This window comes from Micromonospora sp. CNZ295 (genome assembly GCF_004217535.1).
This window is the reverse complement of record NZ_SHKZ01000001.1, coordinates 2021715-2034708: the sequence shown is the minus strand read 5'-3', so window position 1 is coordinate 2034708 and position 12994 is coordinate 2021715. Positions and strand designations below refer to the sequence as shown.

The 12994-nt window shown below is 72.4% G+C and carries 11 protein-coding genes; 3 read left to right on the top strand and 8 right to left on the bottom strand.

Annotated elements, in window-relative coordinates; translation table 11 throughout:
• Positions 1–151 precede the first annotated feature (151 nt).
• Positions 152–1312: a GNAT family N-acetyltransferase gene (locus EV376_RS09710; protein ID WP_486482882.1), complete on the top strand. Its 1161-nt coding sequence runs from the start codon at positions 152–154 to the stop codon at positions 1310–1312.
• Positions 1309–2421, top strand: a complete 1113-nt coding sequence (locus EV376_RS09705) for a GNAT family N-acetyltransferase (protein WP_130321883.1) — start codon at positions 1309–1311, stop codon at positions 2419–2421. The genes EV376_RS09710 and EV376_RS09705 overlap by 4 nt, the downstream gene beginning before the upstream one ends.
• Before the next feature lie 78 nt (positions 2422–2499).
• Here the strand turns inward: EV376_RS09705 and hpf are convergent, their stop codons facing one another.
• The 5 genes from hpf to mtrA form a co-directional block, all read right to left on the bottom strand.
• Positions 2500–3123, bottom strand: a complete 624-nt coding sequence (gene hpf / locus EV376_RS09700; protein WP_130321881.1) for a ribosome hibernation-promoting factor, HPF/YfiA family — start codon at positions 3121–3123, stop codon at positions 2500–2502.
• A gap of 249 nt (positions 3124–3372) precedes the next feature.
• On the bottom strand, positions 3373–4035 hold the full coding sequence (locus tag EV376_RS09695; protein WP_130328592.1) for a type I phosphoribosyltransferase: 663 nt from the start codon (positions 4033–4035) through the stop codon (positions 3373–3375).
• Positions 4036–4082: 47 nt separating this feature from the next.
• Positions 4083–5870, bottom strand: coding sequence for an LpqB family beta-propeller domain-containing protein (locus EV376_RS09690; protein WP_130321879.1), 1788 nt, complete (start codon positions 5868–5870; stop codon positions 4083–4085).
• The gene (mtrB, locus tag EV376_RS09685; RefSeq protein ID WP_130328591.1) at positions 5867–7543 is read right to left on the bottom strand and encodes an MtrAB system histidine kinase MtrB; all 1677 of its coding nucleotides are present in this window, start codon (positions 7541–7543) and stop codon (positions 5867–5869) included. Before mtrB ends, EV376_RS09690 begins: the two co-directional genes overlap by 4 nt.
• A 90-nt stretch (positions 7544–7633) precedes the next feature.
• A complete protein-coding gene (gene mtrA / locus EV376_RS09680) occupies positions 7634–8323 on the bottom strand; it encodes an MtrAB system response regulator MtrA (protein ID WP_130321877.1) in 690 nt (229 codons plus the stop codon).
• A gap of 491 nt (positions 8324–8814) precedes the next feature.
• Between mtrA and EV376_RS30120 the strand changes: the two genes are divergently transcribed.
• Positions 8815–8976, top strand: a complete 162-nt coding sequence (locus EV376_RS30120) for a hypothetical protein (RefSeq protein ID WP_165437970.1) — start codon at positions 8815–8817, stop codon at positions 8974–8976.
• A 70-nt stretch (positions 8977–9046) separates the two neighbouring features.
• Here EV376_RS30120 and ahcY read toward each other — a convergent pair whose 3' ends face one another.
• The 3 genes from ahcY to EV376_RS09665 form a co-directional block, all read right to left on the bottom strand.
• Positions 9047–10537, bottom strand: coding sequence for an adenosylhomocysteinase (ahcY, locus tag EV376_RS09675; protein ID WP_130328590.1), 1491 nt, complete (start codon positions 10535–10537; stop codon positions 9047–9049).
• A 293-nt stretch (positions 10538–10830) separates the two neighbouring features.
• A complete protein-coding gene (gene manA, locus EV376_RS09670; protein WP_130321875.1) occupies positions 10831–11997 on the bottom strand; it encodes a mannose-6-phosphate isomerase, class I in 1167 nt (388 codons plus the stop codon).
• A gap of 3 nt (positions 11998–12000) precedes the next feature.
• Entirely contained in the window at positions 12001–12993 is a 993-nt protein-coding gene (locus EV376_RS09665; protein ID WP_130321873.1) for a cation diffusion facilitator family transporter, read from the bottom strand.
• Position 12994: the final 1 nt, after the last annotated feature.

Below are 12994 nucleotides of genomic sequence, written 5' to 3'. Positions count from 1 at the left end.
CTCCCCTAGACAGTCTCGAACTATCGTAGGCGCTCCACCGCGTCGGCGGTCACTGGTGGCAGGGGTCCGAGCGGTCGAAACAGTCATAACGTACGTGCGGGTCGCGGGTGACGCGTTATCCGGTTACGCCGTGGGCGAACGATCCGGCACGATGGCTCGGGTGAAGCCGATCGAGATCACCGAAGCCGGTCTTCTGTTGCGGCCTTGGCAGGCCGGCGACGCCGACGCCGTGCACCGCGCCTGCCAGGATCCGGACATTCAGCGCTGGACCACCGTTCCGCGCCCCTACCTGCCGGAACACGCCCAGTCGTTCGTCACCGAGTCGTCCCGCCAGCAGTGGGAGAGCGGCACCGGCGCGCCGTTCGCGGTCTGCGACGCGACGACCGGGGAACTGCTCGGCGCCTGCGGCCTCATCTCGATCGACCGGAGCGCCCATCAGACCAGCGAGGTCGGCTACTGGACCGCCCCCTGGGCGCGGGGTCGCGGCGTCGCCGTCCGCGCCACCCGGGCCCTCGCCCGCTGGGCGTTCGACGGCCTGAAGCTGCGCCGGCTGCTCTGGGGTGCGCTCGTCGGCAACCACGCCTCCCGGCTCGTCGCGCTCCGGGCCGGTTTCCAGATCGAGGGGCGGCTCCGGGCCGCCGACCCCGCGTACGGCACCCACGAGTGGTTCGGCTCGCTGCTGCCGGGTGAGGTCCCGGCGCCGGGCGAGACCGGGCCCGCCGGCCCGGGCACGCTCGAGGCCCGCCGGGCCGCCGTCTTCGGTCAGGCCCAGCCGGTCCTGTTCGCCACGGTCGGCGCGGGCGAGGTGCGGCTCCGCCCGATGGAGGAACGGGACGTCGAAGGCATCGTCGTCACCTGCCGCGACCCCGACACGCTGCGCTGGACCACGGTCCCGGACCCGTACGAGCGCTGCGACGCCGAGGCGTACCTCGCCTACGGCCAGCAGGCGTGGGCCGCCGGCACCAGCGCCTGTTTCGCCATCGCCGACCCCGCCGACCGGTTCGCCGGCGCCATCGACCTGCGGCTCTCCCCCACCGATCCGCTGCTGGCCAGCGTCGGCTTCATGACCGCGCCGCACGCGCGGGGCCGGGGCTACCTGTCCGCCGCGCTGACCGCGCTGGGCGCCTGGGGCTTCACCGCGCTGGGCCTCGCCCGGATCGAGTGGCGGGCGAACGTCGGCAACTCCGCGTCCCGGCGGGCGGCCGAGAAGGCGGGGTTCCGGTTCGAGGGCACCGCCCGCGCCGCGCTCAACCACCGGGGCACCCGCACGGACGCCTGGGTCGGCGCGCTCGTCGCGGAGGACCTCGCATGACGCCGGAGGCCGTCGAGGCGTACGGCGTCCGGCTGCGCCCCTTCCGCCCCGACGACGCCGCCGACATCGCCGCCGGCTGCGCCGACCCGCTGACCCAGCGCTTCCTGCCCGGCCTGCCCTCGCCGTACACCGAGGCCGACGCGCGTCGGTGGATCACCGAGGGGGCGCCCGCGGCCTGGGCCACCGGTGGCGCCGCGTACGCGATCGCCGACCGGACCACCGACCGGCTGTTGGGCACCGTCGGGTTGAGCAACCCGGTCCCGGTCCGGCAGCAGGCGGAGATCGGCTACTGGACCGCACCGTGGGCCCGTGGGCGGGGCGTCGCCACGGCCGCGACCCGGGCGCTCGCCGAGCGGGCGTTCGCCACCGGCACCGCCCGGCTGGAGCTGCTCACCGACCCCGAGAACGCCGCCAGCCAGCGGGTGGCGATGGCAGCCGGCTTCCACCACGAGGGCGTACGCCGAAACGCCGGCCCGGCCCGCGACGGCGGGCGACGCGACTCGATCGCCTGGGTACGCCTCGCCGACGACCCGCCCGGGCCGGCCCCCCGACTGCTACCGGACCTGCCCGGCGGCCGGCTCACCGACGGTGTGGTGACCCTGCGCCCGCTCGGTCCCGTCGACGTGGACCTCATGTACGGGCTGCACACCCGCCCCGAGGTGGTCGCCAGCCGGGTACCGCCGGAGCCACCCGCCCGGCAGGTCGTCGAACAGCACTGCCGGCAGGCCATGAGCCGGTGGCTGAGCGGCCAGGCCGCGAACCTGGTGATCCTCGACGCCGCGAGCGGGGACGCCGCCGGCACCTGCGTGCTGATGTACGACGAGCCGGCCACCCGGCAGGCCATGGTCGGCTACAGCCTGCTGCCGGACTGGCGGGGGCGCGGCTACGCCACCCGCACGGTACGGCTGCTCGCCAACTGGGGGTTCGCCGACGTGGGGCTGGAACGGATCTGGGCGGGCACCCATGTGGGCAACACGGCCTCCGAGCGGGTGCTGGAGCGGGCCGGCTTCCGCCGGGAGGGCAGGGAGCGCGGCCGGCTCCCCGGTGTCGACGGCACCCGAGCCGACACCACGTTGTTCGGTCTGCTGCCCGGCGACCTCGAAGGCTGACCGGGCCGCGCCGGTGGAGGGGCGGCCGGTCGGCGAGCCGGGTCGGTCGATCCGACCCGGCTCCGCACCTGCCCCGGCTCAGATGTCCAGGGAGATGATCCCGTAGTCGTACGCGTGGCGCCGGTAGACGACGCTGGGCCGGCCGGACTCCTTGTCCTGGAACAGGTAGAAGTCGTGCCCGACCAGTTCCATCTGGAACAGGGCGTCGTCGATGGTCATCGGCTCGGCGGGGTGCACCTTCTCCCGCGCGATGTGCCAGGGCTGGTCGTCGTACTCCTCCTCCTCGACCCGCTCGGCCACGGCCGTCGCCGTGGCGCCGTTCTTGGCCGCGGGAGCGGCGAGGTCGGCCACCGGCAGACCGGCGGTGGCGGCCGCGACGGAGATCGGCGGCCGGCCGCGGTGGACCCGGCGCCGGTCGGCCGCCCGGCGCAGCCGGGTGTCGAGCTTGGCGATGGCGGCGTCGAGCGCGCTGTAGAAGTCGTTCGTGCAGGCCTCGGCCCGGATCACCGGGCCACGGGAAACGCAGGTGATCTCCACCCGCTGGCAGTGGTCCGACTGGCGCGGATTGCGCTCGTGGAACAGCTCGACATCGACGCGGATAAGTTTCTGGTCGTAGCGCTCGATCTTCGCGAGCTTCTCCGCTACGTGCACCCGGTAATGGTCCGGCACTTCGACATTTCGGCCCTTGACCACGATGTCCACGTGACCTCCCTAGATCGGACGGTCGTTCATGCGGTAGCCGGTCGCGTCCGTCGGGGGCGGTCCCACTCGGCGTCGACCGGTCAGTGCGGCTACGCCTCCTTTCACCGCCGGGGGCGGGTGGGAGACCTCCTCCTACCCCCGACAGCACGACGCTAACTCCTGTTCCGGCGGCCGTCACCCCTGGTTGTCTGGACGGCCCAGGAATTTTCACAGCTCGTACACCAACGGGTGAAACGGAAACACGATCGGTTACGACTGGTGCCTTTTCTCGGTGGCGGCGAGCACCGCCGCCACCGAGGGTGCGCGGCCGGTGGCGGTCAGCGCGCGGCTCACCGCGGCGAGCGTCGACCCGGTGGTGACGATGTCGTCCAGGACGACGACGGCCGCGTCCGCCGGCACCGGCCGCCACCCTCGGCGCGGCCGGAACGCCGCCTCCGCCGCCGCGGCGCGGCCGGCGCTGTCCAGCGTCACCGAGTCGGGGCGGGGCAGGGCCCGCAGGGCGTGCCGGACCGCCACCGGCCAGCCGACCCCGCGCAGCCGGCCGGCGCAGTGGCGGGCCAGCCGGCCCAGGTGGTCGCCGTAGCGGGCGCGGGCCGCGGCCGGAGTGTCCGGCACCGGCACCAGCAGCACCGGCCGCGCCGCGCCGACCGCGACGGCCACCACCTCGGCGAGCAGCGCGCCCAGCGGCCGGGCCAGCCCGTGCCGGCCGTGGTCCTTGTACGCGAGCAGCGTCTCCCGAAGCGGGCCCGCGTACGGGCCGAGAGCCACGCAGGGCGGAAGGCCGGCCGGCGCGGGGGTCGGACGTACCGGCCGGGGCCGCAGCCCGTCGAGAACGGCGACGCAGTCCGGGCAGACGCCGTGGCGCAGCCCGGGCCGGCGTTCCCCGCAGCCGGCGCAGTCCGCCGGAAGCACCAGAGCGCCGAGGTCCGCGACGAGCCGGCCGAGGTCCCGCACGGAGATCAGTACAGGAAGAAGGGCACGGTCGGGTCGCCCGAGCGGGCGGAGGCGTCATCGACGCCGCCCACCTGCGCGCGCTCGATCCGCTCGGACGGGAAGCCCCGGAACGCCACCCGGTTGGCCTCGTACAGGACCATCCCGAACCGGGCCGCCGGGTTCGCCGGGTACGCCGACAGGTGGGTGACCGTCGCGCCCGTGGCCTGCAGCTCGGTCTCCCGGACGCCGTCCACGCCGACCTCGTAGATCGCCGGCTGACCGTTGGACCCGGCCACGACCAGCCTGTTCTCGTCGTACCAGTCGACGGCGGTGAGCCCGGTCAGCGACGTGGGCAGCCGGCGCGGCGGGCCGAAGGTCAGCCCGTCGCCCTCCTGGCCCACCGACGCCACATACAGCCCGCCACCGGCGATGACCGCGGTCCGGTGGCCGTCCAGGGAGGCCGCCACGGCCGTCACGGCCCCCGGCACGGCCAGCTGCACCTCGTGCAGATTGGCCCGCCCGTCGAACCGGTAGAGCCGGCCGTCGCCGACGACCAGACCGGTGGGGGCCTGCGGATCGGCCGAGCGCAGCCAGACCGGCCGGCCCATCTTCCGGAAGCTCCCGGCGCTGCGGCTGAACGACGCGACGGGTGCGGTGCCGAACCCGGCGGACAGGTGCTGCCGGCCGTTCCCGCCGGCCACCACGAGAGCGGCCAGGACCCGCTGCCCGGAGCGGCTGAAGGAAGCCGAGACCACACCCGTGTTCGCCACCTCGGCCACCGGCACCGGCACGTCCGCCGGATCGGCGTACTGAAGGGGGTGGACGGCACCCTCGTAGACACAGAACGGCTGCGGCGGCTCGCTGCCGAGCTGGTACACCGGGAGCGCCTCGCGGCGCTGCTGCAGATCGTCGATGACCAACCGGGACTGGTTGCCGACCTTCAGCTCGAGCTGACCGTCCAGCTCCGGCAGCGAGTGCGCGAGCTGGGTGCCCAACAGCTCCAGACGGGTGCTGTCGTCACCGGGCATGTCCAGGTTGACCTCCCAGCGGTCGTCCGTCCGGGTGGCGTTGTTGATCAGCCGCGGACGGTCCGGCAGGGGGCTCGCGCTCTTGCGCAGCCAGGCCGACGGGCCGCCGATCAGCCACCGGACCACCTCGGTGACCTGCCGGTCGTTGGGCACGGCACGAGGCAGGTAGCGCTGGTCCGGCACCAGGCGGCGGCGGTCGGTGCTCCAGAAGTAGATCGTCCTGGGGGTGTAGTAGGTCTCCAGCGCCTGGACGCTGAGCAACGGCACCGGGGGTGGGTCGACCACGAACCAGTTGGTCTTCTCGCTGGCCTCCTGCACGATCGGGCGCAGGCCGAACTCGTACGACGTCGTGGTCGCCTCCGGCGGCGCCAGTACGCCGTCGGCCCCCAACTGCCCGACCTGCTGCACCTTGAGGGTGACCCGGATCTCGTCCGGAGCGGTGACGATCTTCGGCTGCTCCAGCAGCCGGATCACGGTCAGCGCCACCTCGCTGCCCTGCTTGTGCGGCAGCCGGGACCGGTCGGCGCTGTCGATGAACTGGCGCACCCGGTCGTACGCCCCGTCCGGCTCACCGGCGGCGGCCGAAAGGAAGTTCTCGACGAACTCCGCCGGGCTGTCACTCGCCGTACGGCCCGGGGGCTCCACCCGGCCCCCGCTGCTGGCACCTGCCTCGGTCGCCGGGCCCGGACCCTCGATGCGCACCTCGGTGTTGTCCGGGATGCCGCAGCCCGCCGCCGTGACCAGCAGGATGCCGCCGAGCAGGCCGGCGACCAGCCGTCGGGTCATCTGCCCACCTCCGCCTGCTCGGCGGCCGGCGCCGGACCGACGGCCAGCGCGCCCGAACTGCCCGGGCCGATGGCGAGCAGGCCGCCCCCGCGTGGGCCACCGAAGGGCAGGGCGGCGTCGGCCGGCACCAGCCGCAGCGGCGACGTGGTGAGCCGATCGCCGGCGCGGACCGGCAGGGTGAGCCGGAACTGGGCGCCCTGGCCCGGCGCGCCCCACGCCTCCAGCCACCCGCCGTGCAGCCGGGCGTCCTCCAGGCTGATCGACAAGCCCAGGCCGGTGCCGCCGGTCTGCCGGGCCCGCGACGGGTCGGCCCGCCAGAACCGGTTGAAGACGAGCTTCTCCTCGCCGGGCTTGAGCCCCACGCCGTGGTCGCGCACGGTGACCGCCACGGCGGTCTCGTCCATGCCCAGGGTGATCCGCACCGGCTTGCCCTCACCGTGCTCGACGGCGTTGCCGACCAGGTTGCGCAGCACTCGCTCGACGCGGCGCGGGTCGACCTCGGCGATCACCGAGCCGCCGGGCACGTCCAGCTCGATGGCCACCCCGACCCGTTCGGCGAGGCCGGCCAGCCGGTCGGCGACCCGGTGCACCACCGGCACCAGGTCGGTGGGCTCGGCGTCGAGCGCGGCGAAGCCGGCGTCGAAGCGGCTGATCTCCAGCAGGTCGGTCAACAGTTCCTCGAACCGGTCCAGCTCGGCCTGGAGCAGCTCGGCGCTGCGGGCCACCGCCGGGTCGAACTCGTCCCGCTCGGCGAAGATCAGGTCGGCCGCCATCCGGACCGTCGTCAACGGCGTCCGCAGCTCGTGCGACACGTCCGAGGTGAACCGCCGCTGCAGGCGGGACATCTCCTCCAGCCGGAGGATCTGCCGTTGCAGGTTCGTCGCCATCTGGTTGAAGGAGGCGGCGAGCAGCGCCAGGTCGTCCTCCCCGTTGACGGCCATCCGCTGGTCGAGCAGGCCGGCGGAGAGGCGCTGGGCCGTCCGGGCGGCCACCCGTACCGGGGTCACGACCAGGCGGGTGACCAGGGCGGCGAGCAGGCCGAGCAGCAGCACCAGGGCGACGCCGGTGGCGGCCACGGTCGCCCGGGCCTCGGCGGCGGTGGCGTCCTGCTCGGTCAGCGGTACGAGGTAGTAGAGCTCGACCTGCCCGAACCGGGTGGGCACCGGCGACCCGTAGACCAGATATTTCGTGCGTGCCTCGCCGAGCCGCCCGGTGCTGATCTGGCTGGCGACGGCGCCTTCCGCGACGGTGGCGCGCAACTCCGGGCTGATCAGCCGGCCGAGATCGCCGACTGCCGGCGACGTCCGGGGTTGGATGATCCCGGGGAAGCTGTCGCCGGTCAGCGCGACCACCACACCGGTGGTCTGCTGCGGGTCGCCGCCGGCCAGGTAGTTCACCGTGCCGTCGACGGTCTCCTGGAACTGGGCCTCGTTGGGCTGGTTGTAGAGGCCGAGCTGCTTGGCCGCGTACGACGCCCCGCCACGCAGGCGGGCGTGCACGTCGGCCTCGGCGCTCTCCAGCAGGATGTTGGTGATCTTGTCGGCGATCAGGTACGCGAAGCCACCCACGAGCAGGCTGGACGCCAGCAGTGTGATGGTCACCACACGCACCTGCAGTGAGCGGCGCCAGGTCTGGTGCAGCCCGGCGACCACCCGCGCCCCCCGAGCGCGCAGGGCACGCCACAGCTCCCCGGCGGCGGCGCGCCGCGGGGAAGCCGTCGTCGTCGAGCCCGGGATCGAGGAGGTGGCCACAGTGTGACCAGGCTATCCGGTGCCCGCCTTGTAGCCCACGCCCCGCACGGTGAGGATGATTTCCGGTCGCTCCGGATCCGGCTCGATCTTGGCTCGCAGCCGCTGCACGTGCACGTTGACCAACCGGGTGTCGGCGGCGTGCCGGTAGCCCCAGACCTGCTCCAGCAGCACCTCCCGGGTGAAGACCTGGCGCGGCTTGCGGGCGAGCGCGACCAGCAGGTCGAACTCCAGCGGCGTGAGCTTCACCTCCTCGCCGTTGCGGCTGACCGTGTGCGCCGGGACGTCGATGGTGATCTGGTTGCCGGGCGGCCCGATCGTGAGCAGCTCGGGGGCGACGTCCTCACCCCGACGCAGCCGGGCCCGCATCCGGGCGACCAGTTCCTTCGGCTTGAACGGCTTGACCACGTAGTCGTCCGCGCCGGACTCCAGCCCGAGGACGACGTCGACCGTGTCGCTCTTGGCGGTCAGCATGACGATCGGAACGCCCGACTCGGCCCGGATGGACCGCGCCACGTCGATGCCGCTCATGCCGGGCAGCATGAGATCGAGCAGCACGATGTCCGGCCGGTTCTCCCGGAACGCGGCCAGCGCACGTTCGCCGTCGGCGACGAACGCGGGCATGAACCCCTCGCTGCGCAGGACGATGCCGAGCATCTCGGCGAGCGCGGGGTCGTCGTCGACCACCAGTACCCGAGCTCTCATGGGATTAATTTTCCATCCCCATCTCCATCGGTGGGATCCGCGTCCTCCGGCACGGTACTGCCCTCGGTCGCCGACGGACCCCGCGTGCCCACCATGATCCCCGTCCGGGCGGTCCGACGCCACCACCGCCGCCACATCGGTCCCAGCGGCCTCGCCGATCCCGCCGTCCGCACCGGTCGTTCGCTCGCCAGCACAACCGACGAAGCCCGGCCGACTCGACGTGTCGCGCCGCGAAGACAGACTCGCGGGAAAGCAATATTCCTGAGCGGCATGAATATGCCCCACCGGCATATCACTCTCCGCCGAGTTGCGTCCGCGCCGGCAGCAACTCGATACCCGCCTAGACGACCTCGCCGCGCCGTCCTGTGGGAGGATCCGGCTTCTCCGCCCCAGGACAGGACACGAATGGCCGACGAGCTCGTCACCCCCACCAGCGCCGCACCGGCACCCGAGGTGCCCGCCGTGCCGCTCGACCTTCGGCGATGGCGGGCATGAGGGGTTTCGGGCCCTGGTTGGCCGTGCTCGCGCTGGTGCTGCTGCTCAGCGCGCTGCGGTTACGGCCGCTCGCGGCGGCGGTTTCGCTCGCCTGGCTGGCGTGGTGCGTCTGGACCTGGGTGCGCCCTTCCCGGCGGTCGCCCGGCCGCCCCGACTGATCCCACGCCGGACACGGAACGGCCGGGCCGTCGCTGGCTGGCAGCGGCGGCCCGGCCGTGGCCGGTCCGGTCAGTAGCGGTAGTGGTCGGGCTTGAAGGGGCCTTGCTGGGGCACGCCGAGGTAGGCGGCTTGTTCCTTGGTCAGGGTGGTCAGTTTCGCGCCGAGGGCGTCCAGGTGCAGCCGGGCGACCTTCTCGTCGAGGTGTTTGGGCAGCACGTACACGCCGGTGGGGTACTGGTCGGTCTTGGTGTACAACTCGATCTGCGCGATCGTCTGATTCGCAAACGAGTTGGACATCACGAAGCTGGGGTGGCCGGTGGCGTTGCCCAGGTTCAACAACCGCCCCTCCGACAGCACGATCACCGCGTGCCCGTCGGCGAAACGCCACAGGTCGACCTGCGGCTTGATGTTCTCCCGGGTCACATCCGCACGCTTGGCCAGACCGGCCATGTCGATCTCGTTGTCGAAGTGCCCGATGTTACCCACGATCGCCTGGTGCTTCATCCGCGCCATGTGCTCATTGGTGATCACGTTAAAGCAGCCGGTGGCGGTGATGAAGATGTCCGCGGTCTCGACCACGTCATCCAGCGTCGCGACCTGATAGCCGTCCATCGCCGCCTGCAGGGCGCAGATCGGATCGACCTCGGTCACCACCACCCGGGCGCCCTGCCCCCGCAACGACTCCGCGCAGCCCTTACCCACATCCCCGTAACCCATCACCACGGCCAACTTGCCGCCGATCAACGTGTCCGTGGCCCGGTTGATCCCGTCGATCAGCGAATGCCGGCAGCCGTACTTGTTGTCGAACTTGCTCTTCGTCACCGAATCATTCACGTTGATCGCCGGGAACAACAACGTGCCCGCCCGGTGCATCTCATACAACCGGTGCACCCCGGTGGTGGTCTCCTCCGTCACACCCCGGATCCCCGCCGCGATCCGCGACCACCGCTGCCCATCGGCGGCCAGCGAGCGGTGCAACAGGTCCAGAATGACCGCGTACTCCTCCGAGTCGGCGGACTCCACCGGCGGCACCACACCGGCCCTCTCGAACTCGACGCCCTTGTGCACCAACAGCGTCGCGTCACCGCCGTCGTCGAGGATCATGTTCGGGCCCTGCCCGTCGGGCCAGGTGAGCACCTGCTCCGTGCACCACCAGTACTCGCCCAGCGACTCACCCTTCCAGGCGTAGACCGGCACCCCCGCCGGAGCCTCCGGCGTGCCGTCCGGGCCGACGACGATCGCGGCAGCCGCGTGATCCTGGGTGGAGAAGATGTTGCACGACGCCCACCGGACCTGCGCGCCCAACGCGACCAGCGTCTCGATCAACACCGCGGTCTGAATCGTCATGTGCAACGAACCGGTGACCCGCGCACCCGCCAACGGCTGCGCCTCAGCAAACTCAGCACGAATCGCCATCAAACCCGGCATCTCATGCTCCGCAAGCCGGATCTCCTTACGCCCAAACTCAGCAAGCGACAGATCCGCCACCTTGAAGTCGCCCTCGGCGAGGGTGCTCGGCCGGGACGTTCCACTCGTGGACGCCGGAAGGGTGCTGGTCATGAAAGCTCCTGTCGGACGATGTGCAGCGCGACCATCCACCTTACGCTCGCGCACCGACGGAGGACCGCCCGGTCCATGACAGCGCACGGGGCGGTCGGTTATGGACGGACTCTCCGTCCACCCTCCGGCCGCCCCGTGCATCCCCCCGGTTTGGTTCCCCGCGCGCTCTCGGACCGTCGTCGCGATAACGCTGCGTACTCATAGAGTCACACTGCGGCACGGCCACGTCAAGCGATTCCGGGAAAGTCGGACTTGTACCGAGCCGGCCGGCACGTGTCGCACGCCGAGCACGCTCAGCGCAGCGGTCCGCAGCTCCCGACGTACGCCTCGCCCACGCCGGAGACGTGCAGGTCACCGGCCGCGGCCGGGCCGACCGCGGCCTGCCCCGGCCCCAGCACCACCTTGCCGGTGCCGTCGTCCACCGTCAGCCGGCCGGAGCAGCACAGCACCACCCGGGGCCCGGCGAGCGACAACGTCACCTCGGGACGCTCCGCGTCCACCCGGACCCGGTGCAGCGCGAAGTCGTCCACCGGCACCGGCCAGCAGGCCACCCCCGGTGCCACCGTGGTCGCCCGCACCACCGGGTCGTGCAGCACCTCGAACCGCAGCACCCGCAGCAGCTCGTCCACGTCCACGCGCTTCGGCGTCAGGCCACCGCGCAACACGTTGTCGCTCGCGGCCATGATCTCCACACCCATGCCCCGCAGGTAGGCGTGCAGGTTGCCCGCCGGCATCCAGATCGCCTCGCCGGGCTCGATCCGCACGCGGTTGAGCAGCAACGCGACCAGCACACCCGGATCACCCGGGTACGCACCCGCCAACTGCCGCGCCAGCTCCGCGTCCGGACCGTCGACCGCGGCCGACGCGACGTCCGCCACCATCCGGCCCCGCTCGGGCGCCGGCCAGGTCAGCAGCAGGCGTACGGCCTCGGCCAGGCCCGCGGGCCCCGTCCGCAGCGCGGCCAGCACCGGCTCCAGCGACGGTACGCCGAACGCGGCGAGCGCCTCCGCCGACACCACCGGATCCCGGAAACCGCAGAGCGCCTCCATCGAGGTGAGCGCCACGAGCAACTCGGGCTTGTGGTGCGGGTCGACGTAGTTGCGTTGCGCCGCCGGCAGTGCCGCGTCGGCGGCGTGGCCGGCGCGGGCCTGCTCCGGATCCGGATGGGCCTGGAGGCTGAGCGGCGCGTCGGCGGCGAGCACCTTGAGCAGGAACGGCAGCCGGGTGCCGAACCGGTCGACCACCTGCTCGCCCAGCCAGTGCCCCGGCTCGGCGAGGAGCAGGTCCACCAGGCTGACCCGGGCGCCGTCCCGGTCCACCGCGGCCGGCGCGCCCGGGTGCGCGCCCAGCCACAGCTCCGCCTCCGGCTCGTCGCTCGGGACCGGCCGCCCCTGCAGCGTGGCGATCCCTGAGCGGGACCCCCAGGCGTAGTTCCGGATCGGCCCGTACAGCAGTTCCACCGGTCAGCCTCCGGACCGTCCCGCGACCTCTCCGGGCTCGGCTTCGGAGTTCGTGGCGTTGCCGGCACCGGCCTGGTTCGCGGCGGGGTTGTAGATGTCTGGCTCCAGGTAGATGACCCGGGCCTCGGGAACGGCGGCGCGGATCCGCGCCTCGACGGCGTTGATGTCGCGCGCCAGCGCCTCGGCGGTCTCCCACGCCGGCACGCCGATCTTCGCCGCCACCATGAGCTCCTCGGGGCCGAGGTAGAGCGTCTTCATGTGGATGATCCGCTCGACCTCCGGGCCGCCGGTCACCGCCTTCTCGATGGCCGCCACGTCGTGCGCCTCGGCGCCCTCACCGAGCAGCAGGCTCTTGGTCTCGATCGCGAGGATGATCGCGATCGTCACCAGCAGGACACCGATCATCGCGGTGCCGAGCGCGTCCCAGCGGCCGTCGTGGGTGACCAGCGTCATGCTCACGCCGAAGAGCGCGAAGACCAGACCGACCAACGCGCCGAGGTCCTCCAGGAGCACCACGGGCAGCTCGGGGGCCTTGGCCCGGCGGACGAACCGCACCCAGGACTGCTTGCCCCGGATCAGGTTCGACTCCTTGATCGCGGTCCGGAACGAGAACGACTCCATGACGATCGCGACCACCAGCACGGTGACCGGAACCCACTTCCACGACTCGATCGGATCCGGGTGCGACCACTTGTGGTACGCCTCGTACAGCGCGAAGAGACCACCCACGCTGAACAGCACGATCGCGACGATGAACGCGTAGACGTAGCGCTCCCGGCCGTACCCGAAGGGGTGCTGCGGGGTGGCCGCGCGCTTGGCCCGCCGGCCGCCGAGCAGCAGCAGGCCCTGGTTGCCGGAGTCGGCGACCGAGTGGATCGACTCGGCCAGCATCGACGACGAGCCGGTCAGCAGGAACGCGATGAACTTCGTGACCGCGATGCCGACGTTGGCCAGCAGGGCAGCGACGATCGCCCGCGTCCCACCGTTGGCGCTCACG